At 44.2% G+C, this 23,495-nt stretch carries 24 protein-coding genes; 11 read left to right on the top strand and 13 right to left on the bottom strand.

Annotated features, from left to right (window positions below):
• A partial coding sequence (locus tag CXF70_RS18470; RefSeq protein WP_101803177.1) for a hypothetical protein occupies positions 1-194 on the top strand: 194 nt, incomplete at its 5' end.
• A 163-nt stretch (positions 195-357) separates the two neighbouring features.
• Here the strand turns inward: CXF70_RS18470 and CXF70_RS13860 are convergent.
• Positions 358-1,806 (bottom strand): N-acetylmuramoyl-L-alanine amidase, encoded by a 1,449-nt coding sequence (locus tag CXF70_RS13860; protein ID WP_233208644.1) that lies wholly within the window; start codon positions 1,804-1,806, stop codon positions 358-360.
• A gap of 350 nt (positions 1,807-2,156) precedes the next feature.
• Between CXF70_RS13860 and CXF70_RS13855 the strand changes: the two genes are divergently transcribed.
• From CXF70_RS13855 to CXF70_RS13850, 3 genes are all read left to right on the top strand, one after another.
• Complete coding sequence (locus CXF70_RS13855; protein WP_101803175.1) at positions 2,157-2,483, top strand: ArsR/SmtB family transcription factor; 327 nt, start codon at positions 2,157-2,159, stop codon at positions 2,481-2,483.
• A 229-nt stretch (positions 2,484-2,712) separates the two neighbouring features.
• Positions 2,713-2,880: a hypothetical protein gene (locus tag CXF70_RS18250; RefSeq protein ID WP_158241203.1), complete on the top strand. Its 168-nt coding sequence runs from the start codon at positions 2,713-2,715 to the stop codon at positions 2,878-2,880.
• Between the two features lie 278 nt (positions 2,881-3,158).
• A complete protein-coding gene (locus CXF70_RS13850) occupies positions 3,159-5,072 on the top strand; it encodes a heavy metal translocating P-type ATPase (RefSeq protein WP_101803173.1) in 1,914 nt (637 codons plus the stop codon).
• 188 nt (positions 5,073-5,260) lie between these two features.
• Here CXF70_RS13850 and CXF70_RS13845 read toward each other — a convergent pair whose 3' ends face one another.
• Positions 5,261-6,109 (bottom strand): cation diffusion facilitator family transporter, encoded by an 849-nt coding sequence (locus tag CXF70_RS13845; protein ID WP_101191820.1) that lies wholly within the window; start codon positions 6,107-6,109, stop codon positions 5,261-5,263.
• Between the two features lie 442 nt (positions 6,110-6,551).
• On the opposite strand from CXF70_RS13845, the gene CXF70_RS13840 reads away from it, so the two are divergent.
• The 7 genes from CXF70_RS13840 to CXF70_RS13810 all read left to right on the top strand — a co-directional run bounded on the left by CXF70_RS13840 (position 6,552) and on the right by CXF70_RS13810 (position 13,688).
• Positions 6,552-7,172, top strand: coding sequence for a CadD family cadmium resistance transporter (locus tag CXF70_RS13840; protein WP_101803174.1), 621 nt, complete (start codon positions 6,552-6,554; stop codon positions 7,170-7,172).
• Between the two features lie 78 nt (positions 7,173-7,250).
• A complete protein-coding gene (locus CXF70_RS13835; RefSeq protein ID WP_101803172.1) occupies positions 7,251-7,616 on the top strand; it encodes an ArsR/SmtB family transcription factor in 366 nt (121 codons plus the stop codon).
• Positions 7,609-10,029: a heavy metal translocating P-type ATPase gene (locus CXF70_RS13830; RefSeq protein ID WP_101803171.1), complete on the top strand. Its 2,421-nt coding sequence runs from the start codon at positions 7,609-7,611 to the stop codon at positions 10,027-10,029. The genes CXF70_RS13835 and CXF70_RS13830 overlap by 8 nt, the downstream gene beginning before the upstream one ends.
• A 231-nt stretch (positions 10,030-10,260) precedes the next feature.
• Positions 10,261-11,679, top strand: a complete 1,419-nt coding sequence (gene lpdA, locus CXF70_RS13825; protein WP_101803170.1) for a dihydrolipoyl dehydrogenase — start codon at positions 10,261-10,263, stop codon at positions 11,677-11,679.
• 183 nt (positions 11,680-11,862) lie between these two features.
• Positions 11,863-12,525, top strand: coding sequence for a class I SAM-dependent methyltransferase (locus tag CXF70_RS13820; protein ID WP_101803169.1), 663 nt, complete (start codon positions 11,863-11,865; stop codon positions 12,523-12,525).
• A 483-nt stretch (positions 12,526-13,008) separates the two neighbouring features.
• Positions 13,009-13,407 carry a MerR family transcriptional regulator gene (locus tag CXF70_RS13815; RefSeq protein WP_101803168.1) on the top strand — a complete coding sequence of 133 codons (399 nt, stop codon included), beginning with the start codon at positions 13,009-13,011 and terminating at the stop codon, positions 13,405-13,407.
• A 2-nt stretch (positions 13,408-13,409) separates the two neighbouring features.
• Positions 13,410-13,688, top strand: coding sequence for a thioredoxin family protein (locus CXF70_RS13810; RefSeq protein WP_101803167.1), 279 nt, complete (start codon positions 13,410-13,412; stop codon positions 13,686-13,688).
• 102 nt (positions 13,689-13,790) lie between these two features.
• On the opposite strand, the gene CXF70_RS13805 is transcribed toward CXF70_RS13810, so the two are convergent.
• From CXF70_RS13805 to merR, 11 genes are all read right to left on the bottom strand, one after another.
• A complete protein-coding gene (locus tag CXF70_RS13805; RefSeq protein WP_101803166.1) occupies positions 13,791-14,069 on the bottom strand; it encodes an adhesin in 279 nt (92 codons plus the stop codon).
• A 51-nt stretch (positions 14,070-14,120) separates the two neighbouring features.
• Positions 14,121-14,549, bottom strand: coding sequence for a protein-tyrosine phosphatase family protein (locus CXF70_RS13800; protein ID WP_101803165.1), 429 nt, complete (start codon positions 14,547-14,549; stop codon positions 14,121-14,123).
• Positions 14,546-15,514, bottom strand: a complete 969-nt coding sequence (gene trxB / locus CXF70_RS13795; protein ID WP_101803164.1) for a thioredoxin-disulfide reductase — start codon at positions 15,512-15,514, stop codon at positions 14,546-14,548. Before trxB ends, CXF70_RS13800 begins: the two co-directional genes overlap by 4 nt.
• Before the next feature lie 19 nt (positions 15,515-15,533).
• Positions 15,534-17,306 (bottom strand): arsenical pump-driving ATPase, encoded by a 1,773-nt coding sequence (arsA, locus tag CXF70_RS13790; RefSeq protein ID WP_101803163.1) that lies wholly within the window; start codon positions 17,304-17,306, stop codon positions 15,534-15,536.
• A gap of 13 nt (positions 17,307-17,319) precedes the next feature.
• A complete protein-coding gene (arsD, locus tag CXF70_RS13785) occupies positions 17,320-17,679 on the bottom strand; it encodes an arsenite efflux transporter metallochaperone ArsD (protein ID WP_101803162.1) in 360 nt (119 codons plus the stop codon).
• An 82-nt stretch (positions 17,680-17,761) separates the two neighbouring features.
• Positions 17,762-18,181 (bottom strand): arsenate reductase (thioredoxin), encoded by a 420-nt coding sequence (gene arsC, locus CXF70_RS13780; RefSeq protein ID WP_101803161.1) that lies wholly within the window; start codon positions 18,179-18,181, stop codon positions 17,762-17,764.
• Positions 18,182-18,214: 33 nt separating this feature from the next.
• On the bottom strand, positions 18,215-19,510 hold the full coding sequence (locus tag CXF70_RS13775) for an arsenic transporter (RefSeq protein ID WP_101803160.1): 1,296 nt from the start codon (positions 19,508-19,510) through the stop codon (positions 18,215-18,217).
• A 13-nt stretch (positions 19,511-19,523) separates the two neighbouring features.
• Positions 19,524-19,874 (bottom strand): ArsR/SmtB family transcription factor, encoded by a 351-nt coding sequence (locus tag CXF70_RS13770; protein WP_101803159.1) that lies wholly within the window; start codon positions 19,872-19,874, stop codon positions 19,524-19,526.
• A 313-nt stretch (positions 19,875-20,187) separates the two neighbouring features.
• Positions 20,188-21,156, bottom strand: a complete 969-nt coding sequence (locus tag CXF70_RS13765; RefSeq protein ID WP_101803158.1) for an arsenic resistance protein — start codon at positions 21,154-21,156, stop codon at positions 20,188-20,190.
• Between the two features lie 292 nt (positions 21,157-21,448).
• Entirely contained in the window at positions 21,449-23,089 is a 1,641-nt protein-coding gene (gene merA / locus CXF70_RS13760) for a mercury(II) reductase (protein ID WP_101803157.1), read from the bottom strand.
• A 3-nt stretch (positions 23,090-23,092) separates the two neighbouring features.
• Positions 23,093-23,494 (bottom strand): mercury resistance transcriptional regulator MerR, encoded by a 402-nt coding sequence (gene merR / locus CXF70_RS13755; RefSeq protein ID WP_101803156.1) that lies wholly within the window; start codon positions 23,492-23,494, stop codon positions 23,093-23,095.
• Between the last annotated feature and the right edge of the window lies 1 nt (position 23,495).

The raw sequence follows: 23,495 nt of genomic DNA, 5'->3' as shown, positions 1-23,495 counted from the left end.
CATACGGATTCCTCTTTTATAGTGTGGCTCTCTTTGTTTGGGCCCTTTATGATTTTGTTTTGAATGATAAAACGGGATGGCAAATGCCCATTTTGCTTATTGGACTGGCTATTTACCTTTGGTCAAAAGTGTTTTACCACCAACAACTAGTTAAACAACTTGCTGAAACTAAAAACAGTTTTAAAAAAACTTAATGACAGAATTTCTTTCGAATCCGAACAAGACAAATGGTAAATTCATATAAAACTCATCTTTCTCCATTAAAAAGAGTTGGCGAAAAATGCTGAAAATTATTCAAATACAAGATATTCAATCTTTTCCTTCATTACAGAAGCAGTACTTAAAAATAGTTGTAGCTCAATGCAGCTTTTTGCTGAGCGAAGCTCCAGCTTTTTTGTAGTATGGCAATACATCAGTTCGTTTTTCATAATGGTAAAAATAGTCCAGTGTACCGAGAAATAACGCTTTCCCCATTCTTTGACGCTCCAACTCCGATTTTATAAATTGAAGATTCTTCGAATTATCGATAAATCCTATTTCAGTTAGGGAGGCAGGAACTGTGTTTTCACGCAGCACGGCTAAATTCCCTACTTTAACTTGACGATTGGTCAACTTCCACGCTTCTTGCATGCGTGCCTGCAGATAAATGGAAAGCGCACGTGACTCTTGGACGTTCGGATTTGTCGCTGTTGTTTTCGCATAGTAAAAGGTTTCTTGTCCGTTTACTTCGCCATTAAATTTATTTGTATGAATGCTAACAAAAACATCTCCATCATTTTTTGCTGCTGCCTTAGCACGGTCACTTAACTCAATGAAAACGTCGGTACTGCGTGTCATTGTAGTAGCAATCGGTGTTTGATCAAAATAACTTTTCATGTGTTTTCCGACATTTAGAGTAATCATCTTTTCTTGAAAACCATTAGCGACGGATCCTGGATCTGTCCCCCCATGACCGGGATCTATAATAACTTTCAAATCACTCGTTCCTAGGGAAGTGGAAACTGGTGCGGGAACAGTGGGCTTTAAAGCTACAAGATAATTTGTACTGACGTAACCAGTAACACCATTCACCTGAACATGTGACCAGCCATTTTTTGATGACGCGACATTAACGGTTGTTCCATGTTTCAAACTGCTTATTACTTTATCCGAAGTGCTGGGACCAGAACGCATATTTAAAGTATCAGCACCTGTATTAACATACATTGTCTTGCTAAATGAAACACCCTCCGGTTTAACTCTGAAATTTTCATTTAAGCTTCTTGCCAAAAAAATTGCAAAGTCTGCTCGAATGATGGTCTCATCCGTTCGAAAACTGCCATCAGGAAAGCCTTGTGCAATTCCTTTTCGCATTAAGTTATCCACCGAAGTAGAGACACTGGTTCCACCCAAATTAAAACTCCTATTTATCAGAAGAGCCATCTCTCCACGAGATAGAACTTTATATGGTTGAAACGAGCCATCGGGATAACCTGATATTATTCCTTTCCGAACTAATTCATCCACATATCCTGAAGCGAAGTTGCCTACTTTTACGTCAGAGAATTTGGTATTTCTTTTAACCCCACTTAACCCTAGTGCTCCGCCGAGCATAGCGGCTGCTTCACCTCGAGTTACCTGTCGATTAGGCACAAAAGTTGTTGCCGTTACCCCGTGGACAAAACCACGAGTCACGAGATACGAGATTTCAGCTTGAGCTCGATGATTAGCTACATCTACGAAAGTGAGATTTGTATTTGCATAACTTTTTGGCGTGTAGATCGAGACTAGCAAAATCATTACAAGCATTATTACCCATTTTTTCAACTCATAATACCCCCTATTTTATACCTACAACATACTTTAAACTGTTTCTACTTGAATACACATCTGACATTTTGAATACACATCTGACATTATATTTAATTTTTATTTTATTTTGTCATTTTAATCGAAATGCCCGGGCATAAAGATACATTTAATGATAGAGATTTGTCTTTTCCAATGAAATTCAGCTGGTTATACGGGTGCAATTCGACAATTTTAAGCTAAAAAGAAGACTCTGGGAATATACTTGACAATTAATAAAAGAAAACCTTATAATCAATATATGAAAATATGCTCATATATTGATTATAAGGTTAAAATATATCTTTGGAGGTCTTTAGAAGATGAGTATGGATTTTGAAAAAGAAGAAGTTTCCGCCACGAGTAAGCGGTTAGATGAAGAAACCCTCTTTGTCGTCTCCCAAACATTTAAAGCATTAAGTGACCCTACTCGAATTCGCATTTTGAATCTGCTGTGTTCCGGTGAATACTCCGTCAATGACCTGGCAGAAAAGTTGAATTTGGGCCAATCCACGGTGTCGCATCAACTGCGTTTTCTGAAACAGTTGCGATTAGTGAAATATCGTAGAGCTGGAACCACACTCTACTATTCGGAAGACGATGATCATGTCATGAATCTTTTAAAGCAGGCCATTGAACACGCGATCCATCATTGAAAAAAGTTTAATTACAAGATTCACTGCTGGACATCCTATATGTTGAAAAGAGTAAAAAAGAATGGCATATGATCATAACCGATTACAAAAAGACGCTTCCAATCTCCGGCATTCAATGGAATTAAGCTATACACGACCGACTTATACACTTCAAAAAGCGGATCTCAAAAAGCCAGACACGTTAGTTTGAGAGACCTTTCCAACATTAAAAAATTGATAGACGGTGAGATTGATCCCCTGGTATTTGAAGATGATCCATGATTACCAAGCCATTGGCCGTACCTGGTTCCTCAAAGGAAAACAGCGACTCATTCCCACCTATGGCCAGCATAAGGGCGTGAAGCTGATGGGTACGGTGGATTATGAGACCAGTGCAATTTTTTTAATAGAAGAATAGTATAATGCCCATGCCTGTTTATGGCATTCTAGAAATGTAGTCTTTGGCAACGTCCAGAAAATTATTCTGACTGTCAGTGCGTTTCTTCAGGACGTCATGCGCCGAAAAAAGAAACGATTGATCGGTTGTGCGTTAGATTATTAAACATTAATTCAACTTATATAGAAGATATTACACGCCACTCTTTTTAGTTTAGAGGGAATAAGTCCACAAAATCTATGGACACAAACAATAAGTGTACGAAAACCAAAGAGATTACATTTAAAGAGGTGATAGAAATGGAGACAGTTAAAGAACAACAACCTCATGAAACACATAACCACGACCATAATCACGGAAAGATGCCCATTATTTTGTACTTCATTGGGTTAGCCCTAGCGCTTATTGCTTTATTTTTAAATGGAGAGTATACAATTACTAAGAACATTTTATTTTCAATTGCAACAATTAGTGCGGGCTATCATGTCATTCTTCTTGAAGGAATTGGAGAAACAGTTGAAAATACAAAAGCCAAAAATAAATTTACACCTAATTCCCACATTTTAATGGGATTAGCTGCACTTGGTGCTTCACTGATAGGGAATTTTTGGGAAGGAACGTTGCTGATTCTCATATTTTCTGGTGCGCATTTTTTAGAAGATTATGCTGAAGGTAGAAGCAAACGAGAAATCACAAAATTACTTAAATTAAATCCAACGACTGCCAGATTGATCATTTCTGATGGCAATACAAAAATTGTTGATGTTAATGAATTAAAAGTGGGAGATCGGCTCCAAGTATTGAATGGAGATCAAGTACCCATTGACGGAGTCATTTTATCTGGAAATACCTCCATTGATGAATCTTCTATCAATGGAGAAAGTATCCCTAAAGAAAAATCCAAAGGAGACATGGTTTTTGGGAGTACGATTAATGGAACAGGTACTTTCACAATGGAAGTCTCAAAAGAAAATAAAGATACTGTTTTTTCAAAAATTTTACAACTAGTCAATCAAAATCAAAATAATCAAACAAAAGCCGCCAGTATTATCCAGAAATTTGAACCTAAATACGTTACAGTTGTTTTAATGGCAATACCGCTCTTCATTTTACTCACTCCCATGATTTTAGATTGGACTTGGTCACAAAGTACTTATAGAGGATTAGTTCTTTTAGTCGCAGCTTCACCGTGTGCTCTAGCTGCAGCCACTGTATCCGTAACTTTGTCAGCCACTTCAAATCTAGCTAAAAGAGGCGTACTTTCAAAAGGAAGTTCCTATTTGTCTCAATTAGCCGGGATTCAAGCAATTGCCTTTGATAAAACGGGAACCTTAACGAAAGGAAAACCTGAAGTAACCAATTATTATTTTACTAATTCTGTAAACGAAGAAAATATTATTGATATCGTAGTGGCTCTTGAAAAGGAATCCAACCACCCCTTAGCAGATGCTATTCTAAGAAAGTTTGAACAAAAAAATAAACTAGCTATTGAAGTAGAAAATCAGATTGGTAGAGGATTGACAGGAGATTACAAAGGTAAAAATTATCGAATAGGAAAGCCGACTTCTTTTGACGGTGTTTCAGATGAATATATTCATTTAAATAGTGAATGGGCATCAGAAGGTAAGACAGTCGTATATGTAGCAGAAGATGAAGAAGTCATTGGTCTGATTGGGCTAATGGATATTCCAAGTGAACATGCGAAAGAAACTATTGAGTATTTTAAAAAACTAGGTATACGCACTACTTTAATTACTGGTGATTCTGAAATGACCGGAAAGGCGGTTGCTGAACAGTTAGGACTGGATGAAGTTATCGCTAATGTTATGCCGGAAGACAAATCTAATATTATAGATCAACAAAAAGAAAACTATGGCATAACCGCTATGGTGGGCGATGGTGTAAATGACGCACCTGCTCTTGTGAAAGCAGATGTCGGAATTGCTATGGGAGATGGTACGGATGTTGCAGTAGATGTATCTGATCTAGTTTTAATGAAAAACGATTTATCCAAATTAGTAAAAGCTCATCAGATTTCCTTAAAAATGAATCGTGTTATTTGGCAAAATATTATTTTCTCAATGACAGTTGTAGCATTTCTAATTATCGTTACCTTATTAGGATTAACGGATATAGCAATCAGCGTCATTATTCATGAAGGAAGTACATTGGTTGTAATTCTCAATGGGCTTCGTTTGTTAAGATCTAGATAATCTGGTCCAGACTTTTTTAAAATAGGATTACTATAAAGTGTTTGTAAAAGTACTTTTTTACAAACTTATACAGACCAAAAGAGAGAAAAGAGGCTTTTAAATTTGCCCTTTTCTCTCTTTTACTTAAGCAACTCCTAGAAAGCTATTGAGAGTTCCCTTAGAAATCATACGCACTAAAAGGAAGGTTATTAGCGGTCTTTCCATTCCAATTCAATGGCGGAATGGACAATCCTCAGGTCGGAAGTAGCCTTTCTTACTTTTTCTTTTATAGCGGCTGAATCCGCAAGGTTATCTCCCTCAACAGAAAGATGTAGATTCAGTGCATTCTCTTCTCCGTCGATCGACCAAATATTTAAATCCCCGACAGACAATACCCCTGGAATTTTCTCGATTTTCGCCTGTATTTCTTCTATATCAATTCCTTCGGGCACGCCTTCTAACAGAATTTTCATGGTTTTAGTAAGATTGCGCACAACGTTCACTAAAATAAACAGGGCAATTGCCAGGGATAAAATCGGGTCGAGGATATGAATATCCTTGAACAGCAGAACAATGCCGACAATCAGTACTGCCACCCATCCTAAAACATCTTCGAGCATATGCCAGGACAGGACTCCTTCATTTACTGATTTTCCTTTATGTAACTTGAAAGCTGCATAACCATTTAAAAGAACGCCTACAATGGCAAACCAAATCATCCCTTGGGCATTGGAATGTTCCGGATTAAACAGCAAAGGGATAGCCTGAGTAAAAATATAAATAGAGCCAGCAATCAAAACAGCTGCATTGATTAATGCGCCCAAAAGGGAAAAACGTTTATAGCCGAACGAAAACTTCTCATCCCCTTCTTTATTTGAAAAGTTTTGTAGAAACCAAGAAATCCCTAAAGCAATAGCGTCTCCTAGATCATGAATAGCATCAGACATGATTGCGACACTGTTAATTAAAAAGCCGCCAATGAGTTCTCCTATTGAAAATAGAAGGTTGATCATGAAAGCCAACTTGATATTCTTGGTGGATTTATGAGCTTTTGCCATGATACGTCCCCTTTCCCTGACTCCTGTTTTAGTTTCGATTTTAGAAAAATTACGTGGATTCTAAATGCACAGCAGAATCATCTGTCCTTTAGTCATCTATTCCCCGGAAACATCAAAATATGCATAACATTAATAAGTGGCCAATCGTTCATGTGGTCGTGCTTACTCAATGGCTAAATTAATATTCAACTTGTTTTCCTATCACTACTGATTTGCCATAGATTACAGGTGTTTTTTAAAATTCGTCACTTATTCATAATCGCAAAATCTATTACTTCGTTCATTCTAACAAGCATACTCAAATATTAAAACAATCATTTGAATGTATCATTGACAATCTAGCGAAATCTTTGTACACTTGCATTAATCAAACGTTCGTTTGAATGTTTAACTATTAGAAGGATATTAGTTGGTTCTAGTATTCACAAAGGAGTTGGTGGTGCTGATTACGACAATTTTTTCCGCTGTTGCAGCTTATATTGCGACAAGTATTGATTACGTCATCATTTTATTGATTCTGTTTTCACAGACCAAAAAATCCGGCCAATTAAAATCCATTGTCGTCGGTCAGTATTTGGGGACAGCCCTATTGGTTGGCGTCAGTCTATTGGCTGCATCCGGTCTTACCTTCGTTCCGGAACATTGGGTCGGGCTGCTCGGACTGATTCCAATTTATCTGGGAATCAAAGTGTGGTTTAAAGAGGAAGAGGAAGAGGAGAACGACGAAGAGGATATCCTGTCCCGCTTGTCTTCCGGAAAATCCAATCGTTTTTTTGTAACCGTCACAGTCATTACACTGGCGGCTGGCGGTGACAACATCGGTGTCTACATACCCTATTTTTCAACCTTAAATTTGAGTGAGACCGTTGTGATGCTTGTTGTCTTTGCCATTATGACAGCTGTTTTGTGTTACCTCAGCTACCGTTTGGCCTCCGTTAAATCAATCTCGGAAACAATCGAGAAATGGGAACGCTGGATTGTGCCGGTCGTCTTTATCGGACTGGGCATCTTGATCATGGTGGAGAACGGGACATTCCGTTTCCTTTGGAGTTTAGTGAGCTGATATGGTTTTCGAGTTTTGTTTTCTATAGAAAAGAAAGACTGCTGTAAAACAGCGAGTCAGAAAAAGGAGTGAAAGAAATTGGCAAAAGAGATTTGTGATGTGGTCTGTATAGATGAAGAAAAGGTGGAACGAGTCCAGCAACAGCTGGCAGAACAGAATCCATTGGAAGTGGCGAAGATCTTCAAGGCGTTGTCGGATGATACGCGTATCAAGATCGCCTATGCCTTATCGCTGGAGGACAAACTTTGTGTGTGCGACGTTGCGAATATCATCGGCTCTTCCACCGCAACCGCCTCCTACCACCTGCGCCTGTTAAAAAATATGGGGTTGGCGAAATACCGCAAAGAAGGCAAATTGGTCTATTATTCGTTGGATGACGCGCATGTGAAACACTTGGTGCAAGTGGCCTTCCTCCATCAGAAGGAGGTTGTTGAAGTTGGTTGAAAAAACAAAGGAAACAGAAGACAAAACGGTTTACCGGGTGGAAGGCTTTACGTGTGCCAACTGTGCCGGGAAATTTGAGAAGAATGTTAAGCAGATTTCCGGTGTCCAGGATGCGAAAGTGAATTTCGGGGCTTCGAAAATTTCCGTTTACGGGACGGCCTCGGTTGAAGAATTGGAAAAAGCCGGTGCATTTGAAAACTTGAAAGTGGCACCGGAAAAACCGAAACGCCAGACGGCTCCCGAAGTGAACGTGGCAGTCGAAGAAAAAAATGTCTTCCGGGTGGAAGGCTTTACGTGCGCCAACTGTGCCGGGAAGTTTGAGAACAACGTCAAGCAGATTCCCGGTGTCCAGGATGCGAAAGTGAATTTCGGCGCTTCGAAAATTTCCGTTTACGGGACGGCCTCGGTTGAAGAATTGGAGAAAGCCGGTGCCTTTGAAAATTTGAAGGTCGCTCCTGAAATCACAGGCCGGCCAGCCGGTCCGAAAACGGAAACCGATAAAACGACGACTGCAAAGGAGAAGAAAGTGCCGTTCTACCAAAAGTACAACGTCTTGCTCTACTCCACCCTGTTGATCGTCTTCGGGTACATTTCCCAGTTCGTCAACGGGGAAGAAAACCTGATGACATCCCTCCTGTTCGTGGCAGCCATCGTCATTGGCGGATACTCGCTCTTTAAAGTCGGCTTCCAGAACTTGATACGCCTGGATTTCGATATGAAGACACTCATGACGGTTGCTGTCATCGGGGCCGCTTTTATCGGCGAATGGGCGGAAGCGTCCATCGTGGTGATTCTCTTCGCCATCAGTGAAGCATTGGAACGCTATTCCATGGACCGGGCCCGACAATCCATCCGTTCGTTGATGGACATTGCCCCGAAAGAGGCACTGGTTCGTCGAAATGGACAAGAACAGTTGATTTCGGTGGACGACATTGCCGTCGGGGATATCATGATCGTCAAACCCGGGCAAAAGATTGCGATGGACGGTATGGTGGTCAACGGCTACTCGGCAGTCAATCAGGCAACGATTACCGGTGAATCCGTGCCCGTCGCCAAAACGGTGGATGATGAAGTCTTCGCCGGCACGCTGAATGAAGAAGGTCTGCTGGAAGTTAAAATCACCAAACTGGTCGAAGACACGACCATTGCGAAAATCATTCACCTGGTCGAGGAAGCGCAAGGCGAACGCGCTCCTTCACAGGCGTTTGTCGATAAATTCGCCAAATATTATACACCGATCATCATGGCCGTTGCCGCACTCGTGGCCATTGTCCCTCCCCTCTTGTTTGACGCCAGCTGGGAAACCTGGGTCTACCAAGGGCTGGCTGTGCTAGTCGTAGGTTGTCCGTGTGCATTGGTCATTTCGACTCCAATTTCGATTGTATCCGCGATTGGCAACGCAGCGAAAAAAGGCGTTCTGGTAAAAGGCGGCGTGTACCTGGAAGAAATGGGCGCCATCAAAGCGATTGCGTTTGACAAGACCGGCACCCTGACCAAAGGGGTTCCCGTCGTCACGGACTTTGAGGTATTGAACAAGGATCTCAATGAAAAAGAACTGCTTTCCATCGTCACAGCGCTGGAGTATCGCTCACAGCACCCTCTTGCTTCGGCCATTATGAAAAAAGCGGACGCAGAAATCATTTCTTATTCTTCGGTCTTGGTCGAGGACTTCTCATCCATTACCGGCAAAGGGATTAAAGGGACCGTAGAAGGGATCACGTACTACATCGGCAGCCCGATTCTCTTCAATGAGCTGGGCGCCGCAAGTGCCGATAAGAACTTGGAACAAAACGTCACAGCTCTTCAAAATCAGGGCAAGACGGCGATGATCATCGGAACGGAACAGAATATCCTGGCGGTCATTGCCGTGGCAGATGAAGTCCGTGAATCCAGCAAGGAAGTCATCGCTAAATTGCATGAAATGGGCATCAAGAAGACGATCATGCTGACGGGTGACAACAAAGGAACCGGTCAGGCCATTGGCCAGCAGATCGGTGTCACCGAAATTCAGGCCGAGCTGATGCCGGAGGACAAACTGAATGTCATCAAACGCTTACGAGCCGAATACGGCAACGTCGCGATGATTGGAGACGGCGTGAACGATGCTCCGGCACTCGCTGCTTCTACTGTCGGAATTGCCATGGGTGGTGCCGGAACCGATACCGCGATGGAGACCGCTGATGTGGTCTTGATGGGCGATGATTTGAGCAAACTGCCATTCACGGTGAAATTGAGCCGGAAATCCCTGAACATCATCAAAGCGAACATCACGTTTGCAATCGGCATCAAAGTGATCGCGTTGCTATTGGTCATCCCGGGTTGGTTGACCCTGTGGATCGCCATCATGTCCGACATGGGCGCTACCCTCTTGGTCGCGCTCAACAGCTTGCGGCTGCTGCGCGTAAAAGAGTAACGAAAAGAGCTTTCCAGCCAAATGGAAAGCTCTTTTCTGAACTACATACTATTGCTCATCCAGTCTAAAGCATGTTCTTATTTAATCCTCGAAATAAAGGGTATGGAGTTTTAAAAGGGGCTTCCCTGTCACTAAGCACCGCATTGGTTAGTGCAGGTCCTCCTCTTGCGAAATAAAAATAAGTAGACTCAACATTTCTTCAATGACCAAATGCCGAAGGAGGAAACAGAAATGACTGAAGAAGCAAAAAAGGAAATTGATTTATTGGTGATCGGAGCCGGATCGGGCGGTTATGTGGCGGCCATACGTGCGGCACAACTAGGGAAAAAAGTGGTGTTGGTGGATAAGGCCGAATTGGGTGGCGTTTGCCTGAACCGCGGATGTATTCCTTCCAAGGCGCTGATCAGTGCTTCTGAACGAGTGAAACACATCCAACATGCCGGGTTTATGGGCATTAAGGTTTCGGGTGAAGTGGAAGTGGACATGCCCGAAGTCGTGAAATGGAAGGATGGCATTGTGAACAAACTCACGAGTGGAGTCCAGACCTTGCTGAAAGGCAATGGCGTGGAAGTCATTAGCGGGGTAGCTTATTTGACAGAATCCCATCAGGTAAAAATCAAAACCGTAGACGGAGAACAGCTTTATACGTACAAAGATCTGATTCTGGCAATCGGTTCCCTGCCGACCGAACTGAAAAGCCTGCCGTTCGATCAAGAACGGATTCTCTCATCAACAGAAGCTTTGACGCTCCAGGAAGTGCCGAAACATCTCGTGGTGGTCGGCGGCGGGTATATCGGATTGGAACTCGGAACAGCCTATGCCAAATTCGGGGCGAAAGTGACCATCCTGGAAGGAACGGATACCATTCTTCCGGGAACGGACTCAGCACTGACAAATGTGGTTAAACGTCACTTAAAAGATATGGGCATCACCGTCATCACCAATGCCATGGTCCAAGGCGGTGAAAATACAGGTGAAGAAGTCAATGTCCGGGTTCAAGTGGATGGCAAAGACGAGGTCATTAATGGCGATTACTGCTTGGTTTCCATCGGGAGAAAACCGAACACAGGAAACATCGGCTTAGAAAATATTGGTGTGGGACTTGATCAACGCGGGTTTATCAAGATAAATAACCAATGTCGAACCACGGTTGACCATGTGTACGCGATCGGTGATTGTGCAGGCGGTGACCTTCTGGCCCACAAAGCGAGTTATGAAGGCAAAATTGCGGCAGAGGTGGCAAGCGGCCAAAAAAGCGTCATTGATTTTCAAGCGATGCCGTTTGTTATCTTCAGCGATCCGGAAGTTGCGTATACCGGATTGACCGAAAAAGCGGCAAAAGAACAGGGTTATGATACAGTTTCCAGTCGTTTTCCGTTCCAAGCGAACGGTCGCGCTTTATCCATTTCCGATGCCGATGGTTTTGTACAGATTGTGGCTGAAAAAGAGACCAAAAGAGTGTTGGGCGTCCAGATGGTTGGACCGGAAGTATCGTCCCTTATTGCCGAAGCGGTCTTTGCCATTGAGACCGGAGCGACTGCCGAAGACCTCAGCCTAACGATTCACGCCCACCCTACGTTACCGGAGCCACTGATGGAAGCTGCGGAAGGAATCATGGGACACCCAATTCATATGCTAAACAGAAAATAACTTATAGCGAAAACACATCGAGGCCGGTCTGCACATTCATAAGCGCAGGCCGGTTTGTTTTTATACGAGTATCTATGACATTCTGAAGTGATGATAAATCGAATAGATTAGCGAGTTCTCTCTTTTTTCAAAACGGAATTATTCGGAACAAAAAATCCACTTAATTGAAAGGATGCGAACTTCATGAAGATAGATAAGAACAATGCGTATATACCGGCACTCAAATACCGCTGGATGACCCGGTTCTACGATCCGTTAATTCAATGGGGGATGCAGGAAAAAAAGCTTAAAATGCATTTGGTCAATCAAGCAGCCCTTCAACCTGAGGAAGTGGTGATGGATCTAGCTTGCGGCACAGGAACCTTGGCGCTCTTAATACGGCAATCACATTCTCACGTTCAAGTGATTGGAGTCGATGCGGACCCGAAAATAGTAGCAATTGCGAAAGAAAAAATCAACAGAAATCAAACTAATGGAATTAGCTTCAAGGAAGGATTTTCTGACCGGCTTCCCTTTTCTAATAATCTGTTTCATCATGTCTTTACCAGTTTATTTATTCATCATCTGACGCTAGAGAAGAAGAAGGAAACTTTTGAGGAAGTTCGCCGGACACTCAAACCGGGCGGCCAATTCCATATTATTGATTTTGAGAAGCCGCAAAACGGTTTGATGCGTGTTGCATTCTTACCCGTCCAGTTGTTAGACGGGTTCGAGACCACTTCCCCTCATGTCAAAGGCATTATTCCGAATCTCTTGAAAGAAACCGGATTTGCTGCAATTGAAGAGACGGGGCAATTTTCAACCGTGGTCGGCACGTTACGGGCATACAGAGCTTTTAAGGCATAAAATTTTGATACTCAGCTACTTTCTTTCACCTTACGTACTTGCATTTTCTATATATCTATTTTCATTCAATTCACTTTGTAGTCATAAGGAACAAAACTTAAAAAGGGTATTAGAAAAGCGTTAGTAAAAGTACTTTAACAAATTAATAGGGAGAGAAGATGTGCTTGTAGCAACCTCTTCTCCTCCTTTGTATTCAGCAACTTCTGATAACTACTGATATGTAAACCGACTATACCTGAATCTTCTCTTGTGAATTCGATAGAATTCACAAGTTAAACGTGATTTACTTTTTCAGAAACCATTTAAAATTCTTGTTTCCAGAAGAATGAGAAAATGAATTAATTGAGTATGTCTCTTCTTCTTTTCTATAAAATAACTTCAATTTTAATAACCTTTAATTAACCAAGTGAAAGGATTTCAAACCGCTTGACCCTGTAGTTAGGTTTAGGGTTTATACTGTATTCAAAGGGAGGGAGAGAAGAAATGAAAATTGGTGAAGTAGCCAAGGCGGCCAACGTGAATATCGAAACCATTCGCTATTATGAGAAATACGGGTTAATTTCGGAATCTCCCCGAACCGATTCCGGTTACAGAATTTTCTTCGCTGAAGTCATTGAAGACATCCGGTTTATCAAGAGAGCACAAGGCTTAGGATTTAGCCTCGAAGAAATCAAAAAACTTTTATCAGTCTCGAGAGAACATGAATTTCATGCAGAAGAAATGCATCATTTTATGATGAACAAAGCAGAAGAAGTAGAAGTTAAGATTCAAGAGTTAAAAAGTATGAAAAATTTATTGGAAGACCTGGCAGGAAAGTGCCCTCGTTCGAAGGTCGCTAAAGACGAATGTCCCATCATTCAAAAACTTGAAGGAGTGAATTAAGAATGGCTAAAAGACGAGTTGAAATATTTACAGCAGGGTGTTATTTATGTGATGACACGGTACAGCAAGTCAACGACCTGGCTTGCGATAATTGTGAAGTTACTGTTTACGATTTGAATAAAGGCTGTGAAACGAATGAATGCCGGGAGAAAGCAAAAGCTTACGGTGTTCAAACGGTGCCGGCCGTTGCAGTTAATGGCGAATTAGTAGACTGCTGCAAGGACACAGGAATTGATATGGATTCCTTGAAGAAGGCCGGAGTTGGAAAATCCGATTCGTAAATTTAAATCAAGCGTCAATTTTTAAAAAAGCATCCAATCTACAGTATTGTAGATTGGATGCTTTTTAGCTAAGTAAATATTAAAAAATACAGATTTTTCTACTTAACAACCAGCCGGTGCACCGACCATGACCAGACCCGATTGTTCCCCTTGTTTTTCAAAATCTAATGTTAAGCTGTCTGATGCATCTTTTGCTTCAACAGCAATTGCCATCCGGATGCCGTTGATGTCCAGTACTTCATCTGTTGCTTCTGGTGCATCCAGCGACAGGCCGATTTGCGGTCCACAGCACCCAGCTACTGCGTGAATCCGCATGCCTTCGGCTTTCTGCTCTTCCAGAATCGATTGGATGTATTGTTTGGCTTCATTTGTGATCATCATAGGTTGTACCTCTCCTTTTGGATTCATTTTCGGTTTTAATTCTATCATTCATTAGGCTTCTGGGAAAATCCGCTGAAGGGATTCCTTCAACGGCGGTTTCACATTGATTTTCTCGCGAACGGATTTCGCCTGCGCTTCCGCTTCTTCGATACTATTGGCTTTGCCGATGGATAATAGCGTACCGATGGCCACCGTGCCGGTCCGGTTGCTGCCGCCTGCACAGTGGAAATAGATTTTCTTGCCGTCGTTATAGGCGTCCACCACTTGATCGATCGCTTTCTTGACCGATTCATCCTGCTGGTCGTCGGAATCATCCACGATCGGGCTGTGGACCCGGAGGTATTCGTACTCGCCTTCGGTCACTTCTGCCCGCAAATCCACCACAAGGTCAACCTGTTCTGTGTTGACTGCATCCTTGGCATCCGCTGCGCCGCCAATGAAAATGCGGTCCTTTACCAGTTCCTGATAATTTTTGCTCATTGTGCTTCCGCCTTTTCTGATAACGTTTGGCTCCAGTCGATGATTTCCTGGCCTTCGAGGTGACGTTCGGTGTCCATTGCCGCCATGCACCCGGATCCGGCTGCGGTAATCGCTTGGCGATACCGTTTGTCCTGAACATCGCCGCAGGCAAAGATGCCTGGAATGTTTGTTTCCGTTGTGCCTGGCACGACCTGAATATAGCCTGTTTCATCGGTGTTAATTTGCCCGTTCAGGAAAGCCGTGTTCGGCGTGTGGCCGATGGCGACAAAGATGCCGTCCGTTTCAATAACCTCTTCGGCCTCTGTCTCGCCGTTCAATACTTTCAACCCGGTCACTTTCGTTCCGTTGCTGATGACTTCAACCGGTGTGTTGTTTAATTTCCACGAAATCTTTTTGTTCTGTCTGGCACGGTCCTGCATGATTTTGGACGCCCGCAATTCATTGCGGCGATGGACGATGACCACTTCATCTGCAAACTTCGTCAAGAAGCTCGCTTCTTCCATGGCCGAATCGCCTCCGCCTACGACGATGATCTTTTTCCCGCGATAGAAAAAACCGTCACAGGTCGCGCAGGTGCTGACGCCTGAACCAATGTTCTCGGTCTCCCCCGGGATCTGCAGGAGTTTAGCCGAAGCACCGGTTGATAGAATCAGCGCTTCCGTCACCACTTCACCTAAGCCGCTGACCTGTAATTTAAACGGCTGCTGGGAGGCATCCACTGCCGTCACCCAACCGCTTTTGAATACGGCACCGAAACGTTCCGCTTGTTTGCGCATGTTGTCCATCAATTCCAGGCCCATGACCCCATCGACAAAGCCGGGGAAGTTCTCAACTTCGGTTGTCAGCGTCAATTGTCCGCCCGGCTGATCGCCTTCAATAATAAGAGGATTCATGTTGGCTCTTGCTAAATAAATCGCTGCCGTCAATCCGGCAGGTCCTGTTCCTAGAATGACTACTTTATGCATATTGATTCCCTCCAACGGGTTATAGGATGAATTCTTTCAACTGGGTGTAGCCGACTTTTTCTTCCTGCAGCCAGGGGATCACAGCGCATTTTGGCGCCAGTTCTTCGTCCACTTTTTTGATCCATTTCTTCTCGGAACGTGCCCGGCCGCGTAAAATCGGGTCTGTCGTTTCCGTGGCGTACAAGCTTTGGTTGATGACCCACCATTTGGGCTCGATCTGGGCGCGCTTCAAGTCCTCTTGCAGCCGTGCCGCTTCGAGTACGGGCGTCGCTTCCGCCAGCGTCACGATAACGACGCCGGTTTCTTGCGGATTGCGCAAACGCGGCAACAGCTTCTTCACGTTCTCCGGCACGTCCCCGGTCGAACGGCTCATCTCTTTGTGGTAAGCTTCCGTCGAATCCAGCAACAACAATGTATGGCCGGTCGGGGCCGTATCAATCACAACAATTTCGTTCTCCGATTTCTCGACGACCGCCGCAAATGCCTGGAATAACGCGATTTCTTCCGTACAAGGCGACTCCAGATCTTCTTGCAGATAAGCCAATTCTTCTTCGCTCAGTCCGGTTCCGGCATTGGCAAGAACCGTCTGTTTGTAGCGTGCGACTTCGATTTCCGGGTTGATGCTGCTAATGGACAGGTTGTCGCGTGTTTCACTGCCTGCAAACGTATAGTCCAAATGGGCAGCTGGGTCTGTCGTGGTCAAATGGACGCGGTGTCCTCTTTCAGACAATCCGACTGCAATGGCTGACGCAATCGACGTTTTGCCTACGCCGCCTTTGCCCATTGTGAAAATAACACGGGTATTTTTTTCTGCGAAATCCTCAATCACTTGGTTCAACCCCGGAAGAGCTAACGCTTCTTCGTCTGTCTCTTCCAGTTCAACTGTTGTGATGGCATACGAACTGAATAGGTGCCGAAGATTTTCTATACCCGTCAACGAATACGATACGAATGGCAGCGAGAAGGTCATCACTTGCTTTAACGCTTCCGGTGTTTCCTGTAAAGCTAAGCGCTGTCGGCTATAGAATGCGGTCGATACGGCATCTTCCGGCTGGTGCGTCTGCAGCAGTCCGTTCACAATCAGCAACTGGTTCCGGATGCCAATCTCTTTCAGTTCCGCAGAAGCCCGGTCCGCTTCAAACAACGACGAGTTGTCCGGACGCGCAATCAATAACAGCGTCGTCTTTTCCCGGTCGGAGAGGGAGGCAACCGCTTTGGCATACATCTCTTTCTTTCCTTCTAACCCCGCCAGCGGCCCCAAGCAAGAAGCCCCATGTGTGCTTTCATTCAGGAACCCACTCCATGCCGTCGGCAGCTGCAACAGCCGCAAGGTATGGCCGGTCGGTGCCGTATCAAACAAGACATGATCGTATTGCGTCAAGATGGTTTCGTCCGCCAACAGGTGTGAAAATTCATCAAAAGCCGCAATTTCTACGGTGCAAGCGCCGGACAACTGCTCTTCCATGGTTGCCAACACCGTGTCTGGCAATTTTCCACGATAAGGACCAACCACGTTTTCCTTGTAAGCCCGGGCCGATTCCTCCGGATCGATGTTGCACGCAAATAGATTCGCAACGCTTGGAATGGCCATCGGCTCATTCGTCAATTCGACTTCCAACACGTCTTGTAGATTGGATGCGGGGTCCGTGCTGACCAGCAGCACGTTCTTCCCTTGATCGGCAAGTGCCACGGCCGTGGCGCAAGCTGTCGACGTTTTGCCGACACCGCCTTTTCCGGTAAAGAACAAGAATGGCGTCAAGGGCATCTTTTTCGGATTGAACAGTGAATACATGTGCTTCTCTCCTTTAGTTGCCAAAATTAACGGACACGCGAACCCGTGGCTTTTCCAGCAATTCGGCTGGTGCGGTTCCGGACCATTCGGCCAGTTCTTCATTTGTCGGATACTCCGCCACTTTGACCACTTCGTTATCAACGAGGACCAATGGAAGTGCTTCCGGCCCTTTCTCAACCAGCATTTGATTGACAACTTCATTTTCTACAAACGCACTTGGATCGTTCGTTAAATTGTAACGGGTAATTTCAAAGCCCTTTTTCTCCAGCGAATAAACCGCAGAGGCGATGCGCGTCAAATCCGGGTCTACGACAGGACCGCAGACGCCTGTCGAACAGCACATGGCCGGGTCAAAGATTTCAATTTTTTTCATGATGAATTCCTCCATTACGATATTAGAATATGCTAATGTTCTATTGAGAAAGAAAGCCGGACACAAGGTCACGGCTTTTTTGTTACTTTCCTGTTTCGGCGAATTGACGGATGCGTTCTCCGATTTCATCACGGACGCTTTGGAACACGGCCCATTTTTCTTCTTCTGTTCCTTCTGCTTTTGCCGGATCCACAAAGCCCCAGTGATCGCGCTTTACATGAGGAGGCGTCATCGGACACTTGTCTGCAGCATCGCCGCAAAGCGTGACGACAAAGTCAGCATTGTTCAGGGTGTCCATGTCAATAATGTCCGACGTTTGATTGGAGATGTCGATGTCCACTTCGTTCATCGCTTTCACCGCGTTCGGGTTCAAGCCATGCGCTTCAATCCCAGCACTCAATACCTGCCATTCGTCTCCCAAGATTTCTTTCCCCCAGCCTTCCGCCATCTGGCTGCGGCATGAGTTGCCTGTGCAGAGGAAATACAATGTTTTTTTCGTCATGATAAAAACTCCTTTTTGAATTCTGTATTTTTTCTAGAGAATCAATAACCATAGATACAGCCCGATGAGTGTTGACAGAAGCACCGGAACCGTCAAGATAATCCCGACCTTGAAATACGTGCCCCAGGAGATTTTCACGCCTTTCAGCGACAACACATGGAGCCACAGCAACGTGGCAAGAGATCCAATCGGCGTGATTTTCGGACCCAAATCTGATCCGATGATGTTCGCATAAATGAGTGCTTCGCGAATGGTTCCGGACGTTTGTGTCTCGGAAATGGCGAGCGCGTTGATCATTACGGTTGGCATATTGTTCATCACCGATGACAAAATGGCCGCAATAAAGCCCATCGAAATCGTGGCGACAAACAAGCCTTGCTCTGCCGCAACTTGGATGACGTCCGCCAAAACACTCGTCAAGCCGACATTGCGGAGTCCGTACACTACGACATACATGCCGAGTGAGAAAAAGACGATGTTCCACGGCGCACCGCGCAAAATGATCCGCGTCCGGACTGCCGGACTTTTCTGCGCCATCAGCAAAAAGAAGATGGCGATGATGCCCGCGACAATCGAAACCGGAACACCGATGAATTCACTGGAGAAATACCCCACAAGCAGAATCGCTAGAACAAACCACGAAAGTCTGAACATCTTGTGGTCTTTGATGGCATCGTTCGGTTTCTTTAAGTTTGTCACATCGTAATCTTTCGGAATATCCTTACGGAAGAACAAATACAGCACCAAGATACTGGACACTAAGGCGAATAGGTTCGGCACGATCATACGGGACGCGTATTCCACAAACCCGATGCCGAAAAAGTCAGCCGAGACAATGTTCACCAGGTTACTGACGACCAACGGCAAGGATGTCGTATCGGCAATGAATCCACTGGCCATGATAAACGGAAAAATCATTTTTTCCGAGAAATTCAAGTTTCGGACCATCGCCAGAACGATCGGCGTCAAAATCAGGGCTGCCCCGTCGTTCGCAAACAAGGCCGCCACAAAAGCACCAAGGATGCTGACGAAGACAAACATGCGCACGCCGTTCCCTTTTGCAATTTGCGCCATGTGAAGCGCTGACCATTCGAAGAGGCCGATTTCATCCAAAATCAACGAAATGATGATGATGGCGATAAAAGCAAGTGTGGCATTCCACACAATTCCAAATACATCTTGTACATCTTGAAAATCAACGACTCCAACCAGCAAAGCAAGTACTGCCCCCCCAATAGCTGACCACCCAATCGAAAGATTCCGTGGCTGCCAGATGACGAGTACCAGTGTGAGGAGGAAGATCACGGATGCTAAAATTCCTTGTACCATTTACTTCCCTCCACTATTCACAACTGATTCTTAGTCCTTGTTTTTCCAATTCACGAATTCTCTCATCCTGACTAGGAATGAATTCCATGATGTTAAGAACCATTTCATACATGTCGCTTTCTTTATTCAGCGAGTAGAAAATCCACTGGCCTTTCCGATTTTCCTTCACCAACCCGACATCCCGGAGTTTCCTTAGATGCTGGCTAATGGCTGACTGGCTGATGCCGAAGATCTCCACAAATTCACATACGCAGCATTCGTTCTGTTCCAACAGTTTCATCATTGAAAGCCTGGTTTTATCCCCTAAGAGCTTTAAGACCATGCTGGCTTTTTCGATTTCAATTTCCTTCGCTTTTACTTCCATCTGTTTTTCACCTCTTCACTTTACTGACAATATGTCATCTCTTTGATTCATTTATTATATTATTTCTAAAACCAATAACAGCATATCAGCATATACTTATATGTTCAAGTGCTTTTTCTTATTTTTTTATAAAATTCGCCGCACAAAGTATATATAAAATAAAAAAAGAAGGACAGATTGCCAGGCAATCCGTCTTCCCATTTATTTTCCTTCTATAATAAGTACTGTGTGTTCAGTTAATACTTCCGGTAACATCATGATATATAAACTTAAAATAATTATTTTCTAATCACTATCTGCTTCCGGCAAATTACTAATTGAGATTTTTCGGTGGACTGGTTTTTCTTAATGAGAGCAATACTTGAGAAGCGATTGCTAACACGGGCAATTCAATAAGCGGACCAATCACTAACGCTAACGCAATCAAGGGTTGATCTGGAAAAGCGATGACCGCAATCGCTAACGAAACGGGCGAATTGCGTGCAATGATGGTAAGACTTAGGCTCACTGTATCTTCGTACGAAAACTTCATGGCTTTCCCTACTGTTTGTGCAAGCACGAAATTAATAACGAAGAAAAGTAACACCGGTATGATTAATACAGAAATGACCTCAAGATTATTGATTAAATAATTTCCTTCTGAAGCAAACATGGCCATAATTGCTAGGGATAAAAAGATGATTTGTGCAGTAGCAAAAAAGGGAACCAACTTCTTATTTAAGAAGACTTCTTTCTTACTCAAGGCATAACGGGTCAAATGGGCAAGAGCGAAAGGAATCACCAGTACCAGTAGAATGCTTTCTCCAATGGTCGATAACGGAATGGATTCAATCGTGCCGGCGAAAATGAACAGGTAAACCGGCAAAAGCACGACCTGCAGAATCAAGTTAATCGGCAAAACGGAAGTGGATAAGGGGACATTTCCTTTGGCAATGGAAGTGAACATCAAGTACCAATCTGTACATGGAGTCACCATCAGCATGATAAAACCAATCCATAGGGCTGGATGATCAGCAAGGAAGATAGCTCCCAGCCCCCACGCTACTAAAGGCGTCCAGACAAAATTGATAATGGTATTGGCACTTAGAAATTTCCTGTTTTTAAAGGCATCTTTTAGATGCTGCAAGGGAATGGTTAGAAATAATCCATAGAGCATCAGCAGTAAAAATGGAACGATAAAAGACTCTGCGTAAGTTTCAAAAAAAACAAACTGTCCCAGTAAAAGTCCGATACCTACTGCCGATAAAATGATAACAGTTTGAAACTTTTCAAATACGTTCATGATGGCACTCCTTTATGGAAAGAAAAAACTAAATATATGAGCGACTCCCTATTTAGATTAACTAAGTCAAAAATTTTCAGCCAGCACTTTTGCACACAAAAAAGAGAGAAGATAAGCTTCGATGAGCCTATTGGTTCCCATAACATGATAGAGATTCTAATTAAGCAAGTACTTGCTCCAATCCAGTCAAATAATCGAACGGCTGTCGCAATGTGATTGATCTATTCTTCTGCTTCCTAATTGTTCAAATGGGCTCCCAATCAACAGCTTGAATCTTCAACAATGGGCATTTTTATCCGGCACAACATGACAACTGAGAAACATCGTTGTCGAACGTTAGCGCAGCCAGTTTCAAACCTTCGGCCATGGCTAGATACGGCGCGAGGGTTTCGCTAAGATTTTCGATGGTCAAACCGAATTTCACAGCAAGTGTCACCGCATAGATGACATCCCCAGCATTTTCCGCTACGATATGCCCGCCCAGCAGCTGGCGTGTTGTCGCATCCGCCACCAACTTGAATACTCCGGTTGTTTCCCGGTTCACTTGCGCTCGCGGAACAGCCTCCAACGGCAGGACGGAAGTGATGACATCATAGCCGTTTTCTTTTGCCTGTTTCTCTGTCAAGCCGACCGTGGCAATCGCCGGAGCTGTAAACGTTACCCCCGGTACAATGGCCAAATCCAGTTTTTCATTCTGCCCGCCGACCGCATTTCCTGCTGCCACTCTTCCTTGATATGCCGCGACATAAACAAATTGAGGACCGAGCGTCACATCACCTGCTGCATAAATCCGTTCATTGGTGGTTTTGGCATAATCATCAATCCGAATTTCTCCAAGGCCCCCTGTTTCAACACCCGCCGCCTGCAGATTCAAGTTTTCCGTATTGGGCGTTCGGCCGGCTGCAATCAGCAATTGATCAGATTCGATGATCCGCTTCTGACCATCCACCTCGACATAAACTTTTTTCACCTCTCCGACCTGTTCAATTCGCTCGTACGTGGCACCGGTCACTAACCGAATGCCTTGTTCGGTCAAAGCTTTCGTTAGGGCTTCCGAGATTTCCGGATCATATTCCTTGAACAAACGCGAACTTCTTTGCATCAGTGTGACTTCTGAACCGAGATGGTGAAATAGCTGGCCCAATTCCACACCAATATAGCCGGAACCGATGACTGTCAGGCGTTTCGGCACTTTCTTTAGCTCCAACAAGGTCGTGCTGGTCAAGTAATCCACTTCTTCCAATCCGGAAATGGCTGGCACAGCCGGAGCCGCCCCCGTCGCAATCAGAAACCGTTTGGCAGATAGCTTCAGGCCGTCCACTTCAATGGTGTGTTCATCTATAAACCTGGCTTCCCCTTTGATCAACTCAAAACCGTAGTCTTCAATCAAATCGACATATTTCTTGTTCCGGAGATCCGTCACCAGTTCGTCTTTCTGTTTGACCAGCGGAGCCAAATCCACTTCATTCGCAGAGGTGTGCAGTCCGATAAACGGGTTGTTCCTGGCCAAGTGATTGATTTCTCCCGCCCGTAATAAGGTTTTGGAAGGAACACAGCCAATGTTCACACAGGTACCGCCTACCGTTCCCCGTTCAATCATCGCCACTTTCGCCCCATATTTTACAGCTTCGATGGCGGAAGAAAAGGCAGCGCCCCCGGAACCGATGATGATGTAGTCATACTCGCCTTCTTCATCCGGTTGCATCGCTTTTGGTTTTTGAACTTCTTCTGCTTTTCCCGGCTGATACTTGGCATCAGCAATTGCTTTTTTTGCCTTTTCAACCTCCATGTCTTCCGGCAGTTTAAATACAGCTTCACCTTTTCGGAAATCGGCTTGGATCTCTTTTGCGCCAATCGCTTCAAGCGCGACTGCAATGTGTTCTTCGCATCCTGTGCAGGTCATCCCTTGGACATCCACTCGGTATTTGTTCATGTTCTACTCCTCCTCCATCAAAACATCAATAATCGGGCATTCATGCAACTCTTTTTCATTTGGACACCGCTCTTTCAACTCACTCAGCATCCGTTCCGCCCGCTTTAGATCCTCAATCTGCTTTCGGACTTCCACTTCTTTTCTGGACACAAAATCGAACATATCTTCACAGCGCACATTGTCTTTGTCCACAACACCCAATAATTTATAAATTTCATTCAATGAAAATCCCAACTCCTGCAGCCGCCGGATAAATCCTACCCGTTTGACCGTTTCCTTTGAATAAATACGATACCCCGAATTATTCCTGACAGGTTCTTGCAATAGCTCTTTTCGTTCATAGTATCGGATGGTTTCCTTATTCACTTCACATAGAGTTGCAAGTTCACTGATTCGATAGCTCAAT

The organism is Planomicrobium sp. MB-3u-38 (assembly GCF_002836425.1).
GTDB lineage: Bacteria > Bacillota > Bacilli > Bacillales_A > Planococcaceae > Planococcus > Planococcus okeanokoites.
This window is presented reverse-complemented; position numbering and strand designations above follow the sequence as displayed.